The 16,409-nt window shown below is 43.4% G+C and carries 17 protein-coding genes; 15 read left to right on the top strand and 2 right to left on the bottom strand.

Annotated features, from left to right (window positions below; translation table 11 throughout):
- The first annotated feature begins 55 nt into the window (after positions 1-55).
- Entirely contained in the window at positions 56-829 is a 774-nt protein-coding gene (locus tag M3661_RS23775) for a CPBP family intramembrane glutamic endopeptidase (RefSeq protein WP_251489220.1), read from the top strand.
- A gap of 238 nt (positions 830-1,067) precedes the next feature.
- On the opposite strand, the gene M3661_RS23770 is transcribed toward M3661_RS23775, so the two are convergent.
- The gene (locus tag M3661_RS23770; RefSeq protein WP_251489218.1) at positions 1,068-2,726 is read right to left on the bottom strand and encodes a S41 family peptidase; all 1,659 of its coding nucleotides are present in this window, start codon (positions 2,724-2,726) and stop codon (positions 1,068-1,070) included.
- Positions 2,727-2,988: 262 nt separating this feature from the next.
- Between M3661_RS23770 and M3661_RS23765 the strand changes: the two genes are divergently transcribed.
- From M3661_RS23765 to M3661_RS23745, 5 genes are all read left to right on the top strand, one after another.
- Complete coding sequence (locus tag M3661_RS23765; RefSeq protein ID WP_251489216.1) at positions 2,989-3,165, top strand: hypothetical protein; 177 nt, start codon at positions 2,989-2,991, stop codon at positions 3,163-3,165.
- A 194-nt stretch (positions 3,166-3,359) separates the two neighbouring features.
- The gene (locus tag M3661_RS23760; RefSeq protein ID WP_251489214.1) at positions 3,360-3,722 is read left to right on the top strand and encodes a TMEM16 family protein; all 363 of its coding nucleotides are present in this window, start codon (positions 3,360-3,362) and stop codon (positions 3,720-3,722) included.
- Positions 3,723-3,806: 84 nt separating this feature from the next.
- Positions 3,807-4,049: a hypothetical protein gene (locus M3661_RS23755; RefSeq protein ID WP_065293300.1), complete on the top strand. Its 243-nt coding sequence runs from the start codon at positions 3,807-3,809 to the stop codon at positions 4,047-4,049.
- 264 nt (positions 4,050-4,313) lie between these two features.
- Positions 4,314-5,804, top strand: a complete 1,491-nt coding sequence (locus M3661_RS23750; protein ID WP_065293301.1) for a leucine-rich repeat domain-containing protein — start codon at positions 4,314-4,316, stop codon at positions 5,802-5,804.
- A 299-nt stretch (positions 5,805-6,103) separates the two neighbouring features.
- Positions 6,104-7,336, top strand: a complete 1,233-nt coding sequence (locus M3661_RS23745; RefSeq protein ID WP_251489212.1) for a S41 family peptidase — start codon at positions 6,104-6,106, stop codon at positions 7,334-7,336.
- Between the two features lie 107 nt (positions 7,337-7,443).
- Here M3661_RS23745 and rluF read toward each other — a convergent pair whose 3' ends face one another.
- A complete protein-coding gene (rluF, locus tag M3661_RS23740; protein ID WP_251489210.1) occupies positions 7,444-8,157 on the bottom strand; it encodes a 23S rRNA pseudouridine(2604) synthase RluF in 714 nt (237 codons plus the stop codon).
- 296 nt (positions 8,158-8,453) lie between these two features.
- Here rluF and M3661_RS23735 point away from each other — a divergent pair, with 296 nt between their 5' ends.
- The 9 genes from M3661_RS23735 (at position 8,454) to M3661_RS23695 (ending at position 15,956) form a co-directional block, all read left to right on the top strand.
- Positions 8,454-9,266, top strand: coding sequence for an MBL fold metallo-hydrolase (locus M3661_RS23735; protein ID WP_251489258.1), 813 nt, complete (start codon positions 8,454-8,456; stop codon positions 9,264-9,266).
- Between the two features lie 275 nt (positions 9,267-9,541).
- Positions 9,542-10,018: a phage tail protein gene (locus tag M3661_RS23730; protein WP_251489208.1), complete on the top strand. Its 477-nt coding sequence runs from the start codon at positions 9,542-9,544 to the stop codon at positions 10,016-10,018.
- Positions 10,019-10,256: 238 nt separating this feature from the next.
- Complete coding sequence (locus M3661_RS23725; protein ID WP_251489206.1) at positions 10,257-10,634, top strand: SH3 domain-containing protein; 378 nt, start codon at positions 10,257-10,259, stop codon at positions 10,632-10,634.
- 15 nt (positions 10,635-10,649) lie between these two features.
- On the top strand, positions 10,650-11,045 hold the full coding sequence (locus M3661_RS23720; RefSeq protein WP_251489204.1) for a DUF6508 domain-containing protein: 396 nt from the start codon (positions 10,650-10,652) through the stop codon (positions 11,043-11,045).
- A gap of 213 nt (positions 11,046-11,258) precedes the next feature.
- A complete protein-coding gene (locus tag M3661_RS23715) occupies positions 11,259-12,389 on the top strand; it encodes an amidohydrolase/deacetylase family metallohydrolase (RefSeq protein WP_065293306.1) in 1,131 nt (376 codons plus the stop codon).
- The gene (locus M3661_RS23710; RefSeq protein ID WP_065293307.1) at positions 12,343-13,455 is read left to right on the top strand and encodes a DgaE family pyridoxal phosphate-dependent ammonia lyase; all 1,113 of its coding nucleotides are present in this window, start codon (positions 12,343-12,345) and stop codon (positions 13,453-13,455) included. The genes M3661_RS23715 and M3661_RS23710 overlap by 47 nt, the downstream gene beginning before the upstream one ends.
- Positions 13,448-14,203, top strand: coding sequence for a 2-dehydro-3-deoxy-phosphogluconate aldolase (dagF, locus tag M3661_RS23705; protein WP_251489202.1), 756 nt, complete (start codon positions 13,448-13,450; stop codon positions 14,201-14,203). Before M3661_RS23710 ends, dagF begins: the two co-directional genes overlap by 8 nt.
- A complete protein-coding gene (locus M3661_RS23700; protein WP_083189500.1) occupies positions 14,196-15,233 on the top strand; it encodes a sugar kinase in 1,038 nt (345 codons plus the stop codon). The genes dagF and M3661_RS23700 overlap by 8 nt, the downstream gene beginning before the upstream one ends.
- Positions 15,234-15,242: 9 nt before the next feature.
- Positions 15,243-15,956 (top strand): GntR family transcriptional regulator, encoded by a 714-nt coding sequence (locus M3661_RS23695; protein WP_065293309.1) that lies wholly within the window; start codon positions 15,243-15,245, stop codon positions 15,954-15,956.
- The last annotated feature ends 453 nt before the right edge of the window (positions 15,957-16,409 follow it).

The raw sequence follows: 16,409 nt of genomic DNA, 5'->3' as shown, positions 1-16,409 counted from the left end.
AAAAGATAGGAAAAAAGAACCGACAAACTTTTAGGTAGAAAGCGGGAGAATGTGGATGTCGCTGTGGGGTCAGATTTTACTATGCGGAGTAGTAGGAGCACTAGTGTACTGCGGTTTGTATGTTTGGACACCAAAGCTGGTGAACAGGGGCGTCTCTCTTTTGTTCTCGTTTTGGTTCTTTTTATGGTCACCAGTCCTTCTATTGATACCCTTGAGTATATTGCTGTATTGGATAGATGGCGGCGTTCTGTCTCTAGCATCCTTCGTAGAGCGATTTCGCTTAACGCCCATTAATAGCCAGGACTGGCTGTGGGTCATTGGAGCCGTTGTTTTTACTATTTTATTTGATCAGTTATTAGAACCGGTAGGTAAATATTTCGCACGCAAACGCCTTTTTGCTCCACCTCCATACCTTCCGGCGCCTTTCAATCCGCTTAAGAAATTTTCCATACCGCCTACTGAATTTTTTCATACACCGCTGCGTCGAAATGGGAAGCTGCTTGCTTGGTTCATTCCGCTGCATTTGATTGCTATGTTCAGCGAAGAGCTAATGTGGAGAGGGTATATGCTTCCCTTGCAAATCGAACTATTCGGTTCATACGCTTGGGTCGTTAACGGATTGCTGTGGGCTTGGTTGATACATGCATGCTTAAAATGGCATTTTATCGGGATGCTTCCGGGCATGCTCATTGCACCATGGATTGCACAGTATACGGGTTCGACATGGGCTTCGTTCGCTGCACATGCAATTGGCAATGCGCCACTCTGGGTCTTGCTATGGATTGGCGTTATGCATACGCCGACTACGAAGGTGGATAAAGGCTGCTAAAGGAGAAACTTCATCTGCACAGCAGTCCAGCAGCTCAGATGCTTCAGTGTAGCAATATCGAAGTGCCGCTCCCATCGCATTCACGTAGACAAGAGGTAGCGGAGCCATAGATTCATTGCTTACAGGAAACTGGAGTAGGGAGTGCGAACATGGTTAGTAATGAAGGAGCAACAGCTTCCACACATGGAAGACGGTTGCTCCTTCCTATGTCATCTAATTAGACCGGTCACATCTGAAGTTATTGCAGTGCTTGAATCGCATATTCCAACTCCACATCTATACTATCAACATACTTGGCCTTAAACGTTTCTCTTGTTAGCGGAATTTGAATATCTGGGGTAACGCCACCTTTTCCGCTAAAGTCGCTGTCGACTTGAATCTCATGGTTGCGGTTCAATGATCTGCCGTCTGGCAATTGTACGACATATCCCTCTGGCAGCTGAATGGTAATCGGAGCTGTGTATAGACCAAATGAGCCATTGGTAGACGTAAATCCAATGATTTTGACATTGGGTAGTCCTTTCAAGGCAAGTGGAATTCCTTCTCCAGAGCTGACCGTTTGACTGTTGATTAAGATGACGATTTTCCCGTTGAACGATGGTTTTGTAGGCGTGAGCGTTCTAGTTTCATTATGATTCAATTCGAATTTGTGGGTATACCTGTTATAATAGCTCGTAATTTCGTAAAAACGTTCCTCCTGTACAAAATGCCGGGCTATATCCGCTACTAATTGGTCCTCACCGCCTCGATTATCTCGAACATCAATGATCAATCCTTTCATTTGATTATCCAGATATGCTTGTAACTTGCTGTTCAATATTTCTTCTGGACTTGTAGCGAAGAGCTCCTTCTGAAAAGAATTAATCTTCAAATAGCCGTACCCGCTGCTTAATAATTGACCTTCAATGATGTCCTGCCCAGCATTCTCCCTTTGTAAAGTTAAAAAGTTGTCGTCGTATGCCTGAAGTGTAACTTTTTGGGTTTTCGTTTCGTTTAGATTGTTAAAGGCGACTTGCACCTCTCTGCCAATTGGGGCTCGTGTCATAAGCAGACCTTGATGATGCATCTTCGCTTGTTCTGTAGCTAATGAGGTAACAATGAAGCCTGAGTTATTATAAGCTTCTTTCGCATCACTGCCATCCCAAGTCACAATCTCTGCACCGACTTTGATTCCTATCTGTTCAGCAGGACTATCCTTAATGACCTTGTTCACGAGTATCGTACCATCATCCAGCCGGATCGCGGTTATGCCGAATCCGCCTCCAATTTCAGCCTTAAGCTCTGCCTTATTTTCTTTAAGACCGACATGACCATCGGGAATGGAGCTGACGTATTCCTTCAAGGTCTGGTAATAGAGCGCTTTATCCTGGTTTTTCTCAGCTTTTTGGAAGATAGGCTCGAACTTACTTCTTAGCGCATCCCAATTGACTTTTTTCCAATCACTGAACGGGTATTCCACTGACAGTCGCTCATTCATTTTTACAAATGCTTGGGAGTAGCTCAGGCTGCTTAAGTCGCTTACCGGATTGTACCTCAATTGCCCTGCGAACATCAGTGCAGCTACAAGCGGGATCACCCCGACGATACAAACTATAATCCGCCATATTCGATACTTAGGAACAAGGATGCGTCGAGAAGGCTTGAATACCTTTTTGATGGTGCAAATGAATACGAGGAATGTCCAAGAATAGATGAGCAAGGATAGATCTGAAGTATTCCCATCTAGAATGCTTATCACTGCTCCAAGAAGGGCGATACTCGGCACAAAGTCTAACCACCTGTAATATTTCTGAATCGGTACAGCATACCAGATCAGTACAAACAAATTCAAAGCGCTAAGGATTAAATCCCAGACCGTAAACCACTTAATGGAATCAATCGTGCCGTAAAAGCTCATGAAAGAGCACCTCTCCCCATAAAATCAGTTTCTATATAATGCCATTCTGAAGCTGCTTGAACGATACATAAATTGTTCCTAAATTTTCGCACGCTCGTGAATACTGCTCTACAGTGTGTCTGGTCTAAACAGCAATCTTATTTGAAATGAGCTGATACTTATGCATAAAAGAATCTTTACATTACTGCTTTTATTAATGTTGTTAGGCATTACCGGTTGTGGAAGTAAATCCATAGTTTCTATAGAGCTAGAGTGTCAAGGGTTGGAACGAGTGGAGAAGTGCAGCAATTATAGCAGTAGTAATGAGCAGATCATGAAGAAGTTCGAAAGGGCAACCGATACAGCGACGAAATTGCCAGGCGCATTAGATTACGCAGCAGAATATCGCATGACCATTACTTATTCTGACCATACGATTGCTAAGTACGATTATCATTAGGTGCAGAGAGAGGAAAGAAAGGGTTACTAGTCGACCTGAATCATTCTGAAGTAGGATACGAAATAGGAAAAACCTATGCCAATCAACTGCGGGAAGTTATCAACAAATCGGGGAAGAGCGAGTAGAAGGAATACGACTGCTTGAACGTACCCATGTAGAATTTCGAATCTGATAAAAATAAAGGGGTGAATACGATGCCCAACTCATCTATGATCTCATTTATCGTTCTTTTTATAGTGCTGCTTAAATCGATACTCAGCAGATTGATTATAGGGCCAGAAAAAACGGAGATTCGTGAAGAAGGCAAGAAACTACAATGGTGGGGCTTGATTCTATTTGCGATCATCTGTTTAGGTGTATTCTTCTACTATTATGATTACATCTATTCCAATACCATCGTATTGAAGATGTTTTGGATATCATTTTTGACGATTACAGGAGCGTTCAATTTTTTTATCGAATGGAAGTATTCCAGCAATCGAAAACAGTGTATCGTAACCGCGATCATTTTCCCTCTAGCTGCATTACTGGTTGCCATTGTTATTTATGAACCTTGATTTCGTACAGACGGCTTCATTTTGGTTTGTGCGCCACCATTTGTACCCGAAGATGTTGATTATACCGTTCAAGAGTTGTTTATATTGAAGAAATATCGGGGTACGAACATTGCATCGATCACAGTAGAGAAGGTGCTTGGGCAGCTTTCTGGGAAGATTTCCATCTGTCAGTTAGCAGCAAACCAACGAGCGGTAGCCTTTTGGAAGAAGTATTATCGGGAACATCATATTGATTACGTTGAAACTCGAGAGTGTATCCCGATAGATGGACTTGAAGGATTGCAAGAAATTATTTCTCAATCCTTTGAAATCCAGCGCACATGTTGAGTCCATATATGATAGATCTCTAGGTACGATGCTTGCTACCCTCAGGCAAATCCAAAGCATGTATCGGGAATAAGACTTGTTCGATTAATTCCTTAATCATTCGATGTATAAGCCAACCTCACGATACCCAACATTCTCCTATTTATTTAGAAAACTTTAGGTGTTACACTAATTTGTCGATAGCGTAACGGATATTCATTATGTCTATTCTTATCAAGAGTAGCTCAAGATAACAAAATACAGTCATCAGAGGGAATGATCATCATGAAGAAACGTGCTGTAAGCTTACTTATTTTTATTTTTCTCCTAAGTTTGGCCCTTCCAGGACAAGCTTCGATGGAAGCGGTTAGCCAAGAACCGATTATTAAAGATGGAAATCTCGAAAAATCGATTCGTTCATGGATAGGTATAAAAGACGATGAACCCCTTACCAAAGCGGATTTAGAATCTCTCACCGTTGTATCTTTGTCAGGTAAAGGAATTAAAGATCTGCAGGGATTGGAGTATGCCGTCAATATCACGGATCTCGATTTAGACATTAATGAAATTACTGATCTTGCACCGCTAAAGAAACTCTCAAAGATCCATACTCTCAGCCTCAAAGCCAATAAAATTTCATCAATTGAGGAATTGTCAGCTCTGAAGCAGTTGAAATATCTAGAAATAAGTTGGAATCGGGTCTCATCCCTAGATGTAGTGAAACAATTGCCTCGTCTAATTGAGTTGGGCGCCGCCCACAATCAAATTTCGAATGTTCCAGCACTCTCTAGTGCCGCAGAATTAGCGTATTTGAAAATGGACGACAATGCGATAGAAGACATAGCTCCTCTCGGCAACATGAAAAAGTTGACATATCTTAATGTATCTAACAATAAAATTAAGGATTTCTCGCCGCTACGAATGCTGTCCAAAAGTCTGACATATCTGGGGATTGATGGACACCAGGTAACTGATCTTAAGCTGCTAGAAGGATTCAACAATCTCGAAGGTCTCTCTGCTAACAACAATAACATCGAGAGTCTTGCTCCTTTAGCAAAATTAACTAACTTGTCTACTTTGGATCTTTCTTCTAACAAGATTAAAGATATAGAACCATTAAACCATTTGAACAAGTTGGATTCCCTCTACTTGAATAACAACCGAGTGTGGAATTTGGAACCGTTAAGAAATTTGAAAGCCCTAAAAATCCTACATTTGAACAACAACCGGGTGTGGGATTTGGAGCCGATTCAAAATAATAGTTATGATTTTCATTGGGATACGGGGGCAGAACGATACGGACTGCAGTTGAACGATAACTACTTGGACTTAAGCCAAGGCACCCAAACCTATAAAATATTTAAAAAATTAAATGCGGATAACTATGGTATTAAGTCTCAGCGTAAGACTCAACGCTTGGTGATCGGCAGCAAGACAGCCTATGTGGGCGACAGTATCTACAATCTAACAGCAGCGCCATTCATTCAGACAGGCCGTACCTACGTACCTATCCGTTTCATTTCCGAGAAACTTGGGGCAAATGTAAGTTGGAACCAGAGTACGAAGGAGGTAACGATTCAAAAAGACAGCAAAACGATTCGTTGGGTTGTGGGGAATAAGCAAGTTAAGATAAACCAGCAAACTGTGATGTCCGACGCTCCTTTACTACTGAGAAATAACAGCACGTTTGTTCCAGTACGCTTTGTGTCGGAGCAGCTTAATACTTCGGTTGAATATTTAGGCAGCAAAAAAATGGTCATCATATTCCCAGAATAAGACCGTATAACAGAACTCAATTTTGGACGCATCTAAGGACAACTGGATTGCGTCCTTTTTCTTTACTTGCTGTTACAGACAGCGCGGAGAACCGTATCGTAAGTTACGGCAAGTTTTTTTGGATTAACGTATAAAGGTTTCTGTTAAAGCTGCTTAATGGCTGGCATGGATTTGATCGAGGAGTGCAGCTTGAAAGTCTTGCTTTGTCATGATAATCTTCTTTCTTGCTTGTAGGGATTTTATAAGTTTATATCGAATATCTCTACCTAACGAGATTTTCGGGGAGAGTGGTGGTTAGGATGGACGAGAAGCATTTACAATTGGATCGTCGACTCTTTATCGTGTCGGAAACAATTCGGTTGGTAGAGCGTGCTTTCATACATTGGGATGATGCAAATCTAAAATCGGATGAGTTGGATCAGATGGCGGAAACATTTTTTGAAAAAGCAGTAGAAGCAGAGACACGTCTTGACTTTCAAAAGGTGATGTGGGAGTTGTTTGGGCGATTGAGGAATGCTCATTCTTGGTACTTCGACAAACTAAAGCCAGCACCTGAGAATGGAAGTCTTAGTTTTTCCTTATTGGAGCTCAAGGAGCAATGGGTTGTAAATCGAGATTTAACGGATACTTTAAAATCAGGTGATTTGGTTCTCTCCATTGAGGGAAAACATCCGTCTGAGTGGTTCAAGGCAATTGAACCGTATACAGGGATAACGAATAAAATCTCTCAAAATATTCGAGCTAACCAATTGCTCTCATCCTTTATTCATAGCAAATCAATCGAAGTCGAAATCGAGGATCAAAACAATTCCCGAAGAACGGTTATTCTACCACGATTAGCGCGCAACGATGATCGGTTTAACTTGTCCCCGAAACCCCTGGAAACTGAGGGGAAATGGATTCAGGAAGGCAAAGTAGCCTTCATTCGAATTCCCAGCTTCGGAGAACCCAAATATGAACAACGCGCATTGGAGCTTGTTCAAGAGTACGGTCATGCTCAAACAATTATTGTTGATGTGCGAGGAAACGGTGGAGGGTCTACGCCAAGCCAGTTGACCAAGAAACTAATGGATCGTCCCTACCGATGGTGGGTAGAACGGTCACGCCATCCTGAATGGCTAAGGAAGCGTCATAGCAGTGGAGATATCATTTTCCCGGAAAATTACAGCTTTGCTGAGTGGCGCCCGGAATGGCAAGAGCCAGCAGGGGAAAGGGAACGTTTTAATGGACAGCTTGTCTTACTTGCTGACAGGTTTGTCGGTTCTGCTGCTGAAGATTTTATCATGCCGTTTAAGGATAATGCTCGAGCAACGATTGTCGGGGAGAAAACTTGGGGGTCAACTGGTCAGCCAATTGTTCGGAATTTCGGTGAAGATATTCAGGTCGGAGTAGGTTCTCTACGCGCTTTCTTTCCAAACGGGGAACCGTTCGAAGGCATTGGTATCACACCGGATATCCAAGTGGAATACAAGCGTGAAGATATTTATAGTGCGCGGGATGCAGTTCTTGAAAAAGCGATCGAGTTAATCTAAGACAAACGTTAAGGAAGTCCATCCTTAAGCAGGATGGACTTGCTCAAAACTTGCCGTTGGATAATAATCCGATGATAAGTTAACTTAAACTTGATGTCCCTTAGTTTTTACCATTCTTTTGGCTCATAATTTAAGTCTCTAAATAATTGAGATAGCTCCTTCTTGGATAAATCTCTCCATTGTCCAACAGGAAGGTTGGTTAAATGAATATTCATGATTCGGATTCTTTTCAATCGGCGAACGTTGTATCCTAATGCAGTGCACATGCGGCGAATTTGACGATTAAGCCCCTGTGTCAAAATGATTTGAAAATCAAATTTTGATAATTGAACTACTTTACAAGGCAGTGTTGTTGTACCTAATATTTTGACACCCTCTGACATCCTCTTCAAGAATTCAGGAGTAATTGGCTTGTCTACTGTAACGATATATTCCTTTTCGTGCTTATTTTCAGCACGCAGAATTTCGTTAACAATGTCGCCATCGTTCGTAAGAAGGATTAAGCCCTCGGAATCTTTATCCAGGCGCCCAATATGAAATATTCGTAATGGATGGTTGACGAAATCAACAATATTCCCCTTTACACCTTTTTCTGTTGTACTAGTGATACCTACAGGTTTATTTAGGGCAATATAGACATTATGCTTTGCTTCTCGGTTTAAGATTGGATTGCCATCTACTCGAACGTCATCCCCAGCTTCAACTTGGCTTCCTATAGTTGCAAGTTTACCATTAATAGTAACTCTTCCATCGGTAATTAATTTATCGGCACCTCGTCTAGATGCTTTCCCAGATTCACTTATATATTTATTAATACGCATGCTGACACATCCTTAATGAGAGGATTATTTAATTAGATACTAACTATACTTTATTTTAAGGATGAATCACATACTATTATTCAGATATAACGGATAAAAATTTGTTCCATAAGTATCCATATCATTTCTGCAGGAGTTAGAAGAATAACGAAAAGAAGGAGTTTATCGAGACTCCTCGAACTTTTATAGTTGGAGTGGATAAATTAGGTAATTATTGTTCGGCAAACTGACGGATTAACTTTAAAATGCTACCTTTTTGATAGGCACGAATAATAAGGGGAAAAGGAAGGTTCATGATGATTCAATTCCAAAAAAATAATATTATTGTTTTTCAAAGTGCACTATATATGACTACCACGGCAATCATTCAAACTAATGAAGCAATCATTATGACAGATCCTAATTGGTTGCCTGCCGAAATTGAAGAAATTAAGCGCTATATAAATAAAATGAAAGGTGATAAGCAACTATATATTATTTACACACATAGCGATTTTGACCATATTATTGGGTCAGGGGCCTTTCCAGAAGCTAAGGTAATTGCATCTAAACAATTGGATGAAAATCCGAATAAAGAAGACAGCATTCAAAAGATTAAACAATTTGATCAAAAATACTATTTACATAGAAGCTATTCACCCGTATATCCAACGGTAGATATTGTTGTTTCAGCGGATGGACATAAATTAGAATTAGATTCGATAACCATGACATTTTATCAAGCACCTGGTCATACGAATGATGGTTTATTTACAGTGATCGAACCATATGGTCTATTTTGTTCTGGAGATTACCTGTCAGATGTTGAGTTTCCGTTCATTTTTAGCAGTTATGAAGACTATGTACATACGATCAATAAAGCAGAAAATATTTTGCTAAATCATCAAATAACGACTCACATACCTGGACACGGATCGACAACACAGAATCAGGAGGAAATTCAAAAAAGGATAAACAGTTCAAAATATTACTTAAAACAGCTTCTTCATGATAACGGAGAGTTAGAAAAATACTTAAGCAGGGAGTATCCATTTTTTGAAGGAATGAAAAGCATTCATGCTGACAATAAAGAGATGGTCAAGGTGCCTTCCCCTCCTTCAAGCGGCTAAATGTCTGCATGAACTGATCCTTCGTAATCGATACGGTCGATCCAATTTGGTTAAATACAGCATGCGATTGGCGGATTGCATCGCCCCGCTAGATGAAGGGATTGGATGCAACAACGTCGTATATCTAGAGATACATTTGTTAATACCAGTCTATGTGAACACCATTTAATAAACCAGCAAATTTGCCAGTCGAAATTTTCCCTTGAATCATCATTTTTGGCATTATATTTGGTAAGAGAATTAGGAAACCAAAGAAAGAGAAATGAGGGATCGAAGTGTCGTATATCGTTGATTTTAAAAATGTGTCTACGGTTGGTTTAGAATCTTCACCTGTAGCAGAAACACTTGCTGGTTTACGTGCTAACGAAGCCCGTTACTTCATGAATAAATACAAACATGAATTTACGGTTGTACCAGCTAGCGAAAGTCAGGAGAACCTTGATTACGTGAATCGAATCTTGAAAGAGGAACGTGATATTGAGTTTGCGGCCAAACCTTTAGAAACGTCGCACTTTCAAGTGGAAAATATTCAAATCACCTACGTTTTTTATGAGGATGGTCTTGGGCTCAATGTCATGTATACGGTGGATGACCCGAAGAAGCGAGCTGTTGGATTTAAGCTTTCTGAGGGGATGGAGGTACCACAGGAGTTAGAGGGGAAGTTTAAGTTTGCCAGACAGAAATCAAAATTGGCGGGAACAATTCGAGGCTCGTATTTTGTGATTAAAGGAGAATATGAATATACATTGTGACAATATGCAGGCCATCCACACTGGATGGCCTTAAAATTTGCCGTTAAAGAAGCGCGATGAACTGTATTACAAGTAAGGCGAGAATGATGTTTTGAGGGATGTGAATGTTCAGCCTCAGCAGCTAGTACGTGGGGTAAGTAACGTTTCATGATATCGAACATTTGTTCTTTTCTGGGAAAGGCTATGATGGTACAATACTCGTATGTGAAGCAGTAATTACATGATGAGGTGTGCGCAAATGAATGATTATATCGTGATCAAGAAGCATAGGTCCAATTATCCCAATCCGCTGACGCTAATAAAGGGACAATCCGTCATTATGGGGGAAAAATATGAAGGGCCTGAGAATTGGGAGAACTGGATTTTCTGCACGACGCAATCAGAGGGGAACCAAAAAATCAGCGGATGGGTTCCGATGCAGCTCCTTGACACTAAGGGGACAGAAGCAATTGTCCTTGAGGACTATACCGCACGAGAATTGAATGTTGATGAAGGCGATCAGCTCGTGGGTCATAGGGAGCTGAATGGTTGGAGATGGTGCACTCACCGGATGAACTCCGAAGAAGGATGGGTACCAGCGGGAAATCTACAACTTGCAGATGATTATTTTTTATAAGGGGTGGTTGGCGCATTGAGTAACTCGCATATTCTAACAAGGACGGAAATAGAAAGACTCCTCGTTTTCATTGATTGTTTTCAGGACGCCGATCATGAACATATTCGAATCGTGAACGGGTATCCTTGTGAAAGTGAAGTGGTTACCGCATTTCGAAAAGCGCTTGATGATAGTGGATTTTTGGTTGTGTTTGATTGGAAAGATTGGCTCGTGGAGCACGAAATCTATCAGGACATCAGGAATCATGTCGATGAACAGATCAGGAGAGCGGATATCGATACGCTTCGTAAACTTATGACCTGCTATATTCGTGGCGATCGATTCAATGAAGGAATGTTCGCAGCCGTTATTCAAAATGGGAATGTTTCGATAATTTTGCGTCGATTAAGAGAGTTATTTCCGGAGGAATAAAGAGAACTATTAGGTGTCTAGTCAACGAGTTATGGCGAAAAAACGATAACTCGTTTTTTATATCCATAAACATTATAACGTTATATTGACGTTGGTAACATGCGGTGCTACTATGAATTCAAACATTATAATGTTTGGCTTGGCCTTAATCCATCCACTATGAAATCAAGTTGTTAGATTGATAGATTGTTTACACGAAGCGAGGTGAGCAGCATGAGCGAACGGATCGTCGTAAGAGACGTGAAGAATGTGGACGGTACAGAAATAGACATCGTAGTTGAAGATGGAATTCTCTCAGCCATCACGGAAGCTGGCAAGGGTCAAGGTGACCGGATATTGGATTATAGCGGTACGGATACATACGTGTCGAGCGGCTGGATTGATATGCATGTCCATGCGTTTGAAGAATTTGATCCTTACGGCGACGCTATTGATAAGATAGGTGTCGAGCAGGGAGTTGCGACCATCATTGATGCCGGAAGTTTGGGGGCAGAGCGAATAGGGGAACTGAAGGAGAAGGCGGAACAATCTGTCACGAATGTGCTGGCATTCCTTAATATCTCCAAAATTGGACTGAAGCGTATCGATGAATTGTCGGATATGTCTTGGATTGATGAATCAGCGGTGAAGGAAGCGGTAGAACGATATAAAGACTTCATTGTTGGCCTCAAAGCGCGGATTAGTCGAAGTGTTGTGCTGGACAGCGGCATTGAACCGCTTCGCAAGGCACGGCAGTTTTCCGAAGACATGGGGCTCCCTGTTATGGTGCACATCGGGTCAGCACCTCCGGATATTGAAGAGATCGTTCCTTATTTGCAGCAGAAGGATGTCATCACACATTATTTAAATGGCAAAGCAAATAACTTATTTGATGCGAAGGGAGAACCGCTTCATGTGCTGAAGGAGGCGGTAGCACGCGGTGTCCATCTTGATGTTGGACACGGAACGGCCAGCTTCTCCTTCAAGGTTGCGGAAGCGGCTAAGTGTCATCACATTCCCGTGGATACAATCAGCTCAGACATTTATCGCGGTAATCGGCAGAACGGTCCTGTATACAGCTTGGCGCATGTGCTGTCGAAGTTCTTGTACTTAGGGTATACGCTTGAAGAAGTGATCGGCGGCGTGACGACACGTGCTGCGGGATGGTTAGGCAAGCCGGAGCTTGGTCGCATTCAAGTAGGAGATCGCGCGAACTTGACGCTGTTCGAAGTACGCAATGAGCCAATTGAACTCATCGATTCAGAAGGCGATGTCCGTATCGGGCATCAACATATCGTAACCAAGGGAGTGTTTGCGAATGGCGAGTACGTTGCATGTAAAGTACGGACTGAAGCGCGTCATTAATGCCAGCGGACGCATGAGTATTCTCGGCGTATCGGCTGTGTCCGATACAGTAATGGAAGCGATGAAGATCGGCGGACAGAGCTATGTGGAAATTGCCGACCTCGTCAATAAAGCAGGCGATTACGTTGCAGCGCTCATCGATTCCGAAGCAGCCGTTATTGTCAACTCAGCATCAAGCGGGATTGCACTATCTGTTGCGGCAATCGTGACGCAAGGCAACCGCCGCAAGAGTCTTCGCCTGCATCAAGATCCGATTGAGAAGAACGAGATCATTATTTTAAAAGGTCATAATGTCCAATACGGTGCACCTGTCGAGACGATGGTCTATTTAGGCGGCGGGAAACTCGTGGAGGTTGGGTATGCGAACGAAGGCAAGGCTGAGCATATCGAGGATGCCATTCATGAGAACACCGCGGCAATTCTCTATGTGAAATCTCACCATGCTGTGCAAAAAAACATGATATCCGTTGAGGAAGCTTGGGAAGTCGCGCAGCGTAATGGGGTGCCGCTCATCGTTGATGCGGCTGCGGAAGAAGATTTGCACAAGTATGTGCAGGTATCTGACCTTGCGATCTATAGCGGCTCCAAAGCAATTGAAGGTCCAACGACAGGCATAGTGGCGGGCAAACGTCAAGCCATCGAATGGGTGAAGGTACAGCTTCACGGGATCGGGCGGAGCATGAAGGTAGGCAAAGAATCCGTGTTCGGACTGCTGCAGGCTTTGGACGAATATATGGTGAAGGAAGACAAGAGCGAACAGGAGAAGGCAGAGCTTGCCAAGCTTATGCCGCTGAATGAGCTCCAGGGTGTCACATGCACGATTGTACAGGATGAAGCGGGGCGTGCAATATACCGTGCTCGCATTCAGATCGATCCTGCTCTGGCCAGCGCGACGGCGAAGGACGTTGTGAAGGGCTTGCAGGAAGGGGAAATCGCTATTTATACCCGTGACTATGGGGTTAGACAAGGATACTTCGATATCGATCCGCGTCCGCTTATGGGGGATGACATGGACGTCATTGAGTCACATATTCGCAAATTAGTGGGAGGGACTACTCATGTCTAATATGGATAAACGTTTATACAAAGGACGCGCGGCACTAAATGTGCTGGCAAACAGTGTGGAAAATGCAAAAGAAATTTTCGAGGCGGCAGAAGGTCATGTACTTGTTGGAGTCCTGTCCAAAAATTATCCGACGGTTGAGTCGGCTGTAGAAGCGATGAAGGAATACGGCGCTGCGATTGACGATGCAGTTTCAATTGGACTCGGGGCTGGCGACAATCGTCAAGCGGCAGTAGTGGCAGAGATTGCGAAGCATTATGGCGGCGGTCATATCAATCAAGTATTCCCTTCGGTTGGGGCAACACGCGCGAACTTGAATGGCAAGGATAGCTGGATTAACAGCTTGGTATCGCCGACTGGGCAGGTGGGATACGTTAACATTTCGACAGGTCCGGTAAGTGCGGATCAGGCAGACAAGGCCATTGTTCCTATTAAGAGTGCAATCGCGCTTGTACGCGATATGGGTGGGAATGCATTGAAATACTTCCCGATGAACGGGCTTGCCTGCGAAGATGAGCTTCGGGCGGTTGCAAAGGCGTGCGGTGAAGAAGGGTTCGCACTAGAGCCGACTGGCGGCATTGATCTGGATAACTTCGAAGCGATCCTGCGCATTGCACTGGAAGCGAAGGTGCCAATTGTCATTCCACATGTGTACTCTTCAATCGTGGACAGTGCAACGGGCAATACGAAGGTAGAGGATATTCGTACTTTATACGCTGTGATGAAGAAGTGGGTCGAGTATTATGCCTAATGTGCCTAAGCTGGGCATGAAGAAGATAGCGGCCTTCGGCGAAGTGATGATGCGACTGACGGTGCCTGGCGTGGAGCGATTAAGCCAGGCAAGTCAGCTGGATTACTCGTTTTCGGGTACAGGCGTCAACGTCAGCTCGCAGCTTGCTCGCTTCGGCCATGATGCCTATTTGATTTCGCGGCTGCCAGACAATCCGCTTGGGGAAGCTGCGGAGGCATATTTGCGCAAGCTCGGGATAGGCACGGCGTTCATTAGCCATGGCGGCAAATACGTCGGCATGTACTTTTTAGAACAAGGATTCGGCCCCCGTCCTGGGCGCGTAACTTATACAGATCGTCTTGGAAGCAGCTTTAATACTGCGCCCGATGATGTGTATCCATATAGTGAGATTGCTGGCAGCATCGATGCGATTCACTTCTGCGGCATTGCACTCGCGATGAATGATAGTGTTCGCCAACATATGAAGGCATTAGCTGCCGCCGTCAAGGCTGCGGGAGGTACTGTCATCTTCGATTGCAACTATCGTCCTGCGCATTGGGGCGAAGAGGGCTATGTGAAGGCAAGAGCACATTATGAAGGGATGCTCAGGTTCGCGGACATTGTCATGATGAATGAGAAGGACGCGATGCTGACGCTCGGGATGGAGACGGAGAAGACGGAGCGGCGCGAACAGCTGGAGGAGTTGATTCCTCGAGTTGCAAAGCTGTATAATATTTCGGTCATAGCAGGTACTCACCGCGCTATTCACGAGAATCAGACGCATTCCTTGCAAGGCTTCATGTATAAGCAGGAATCCTTTACCTTCTCGGAACGATTAACGTTTGCGGTTCATGATCGGATCGGAGCGGGGGATGCCTATACATGCGGTATTTTGCACGGAGAATTCCAAGGCTTCGCTCCAGAGCAGACGGTAGAGTTCGCCGCTGCTTCCAGCATGCTTGCGCACACATTTGAGGGTGATACACCAATGGCCACGGAGCGTGAGGTGCTGCGAGCGATGGTGGAGTCTGGGATAGATGTAGAAAGGTAGGCAGTAACATTGAGATTGTCACGCAACAAACGTCCCTTGTACGTACAGGTAAGAAATATTTTGCGAGAGCGCATTTTGCACGGTGTATATCCGCTAGGGACATACATCCCTTCGGAACCGCAGCTTGAAGAAGAGTTCCAAGTTAGCAAAATTACAGTACGCAATGCAATTATTGAGCTTGTGCAGGAAGGGTATGTGGAGAAAGGAAGCGGCAAGGGAACCAAGGTCATTCGCAATACTTCCGTCTCGAAGCTGTCCAAATGGAAGCGGTTCACGGAAATCCTAGTCGAAGAAGGCCACAAAATTCAGAAAAGAGTCATTCGGGCCGAGGTCATACACAATGAAGCAGGAACGATTCCATTTCCATTGTTCGGGGGACATTGCCTGTGCATTGAACGGGTATATGATTTGAACGGAACGCCATATATTCACTATACCCATTATGTAAGGCTTCAGGAGGAAGGGCTCGATCTATCTGAATTGAGCGAGCAGTCGCTGTATGAATGGCTCGAAGATCAGCATATCGAGCTTGGAAAATATAAAGACGAGTTTGCTGTTGCGACTGCACCAGAAGCTGCGAGATCAATACTTGAAGTCAGTCACGAAATGCCGCTATTAAAGCGTTCCCGCTATTCTTATGACATTGACGGGGCGTTGATTGAATATAGCGAAGGGTATTATCATACGGAACTTCACAGCTATGTTGTCAATTATGATGGTTAAATCCATGCATGTTCGAATCAGATGTACGTAAATTCATAAAAGACAGTAGCCCGCTCTTCATGCAAATTTCAGTTCGATTGCATAGAGGAAGAGGGGCTTCTGTCTTGTTTTGTTTTAGAGGATTGTGCAGCAGTGGGTGAATTGTGAAAAATGATTGACAAAAAACGGTGATCATTTACAAAAAACTAAAGAATTATGCTAATTTATAGTAAATGATATTGTTAATGGCCTCAATACTGTATATAATACGTTATGGAAATCATTAACTTTCTCTACAAAAGGTGCATCTTCTTCCTCCATAGAATTACGCATGTAGAGTTTTATATGAGGAGGTGTCCAGCATCACAAGCAATGCCTAATTTGAGCCTCATACATGTCTATATTCGTTTCTGCCTCTACACTACTTCGTCGCAATTTGTCAGGAACAGGTTTTGCCCGTAATCCAACTTAGAT

Source organism: Paenibacillus sp. MER 180 (assembly GCF_023713665.1).
Classification (GTDB): Bacteria; Bacillota; Bacilli; order Paenibacillales; family Paenibacillaceae; genus Paenibacillus_B; species Paenibacillus_B suaedae.
Note: the sequence above shows the minus strand (reverse complement) of the source record. Positions and strands in the feature narration are given on the sequence as shown.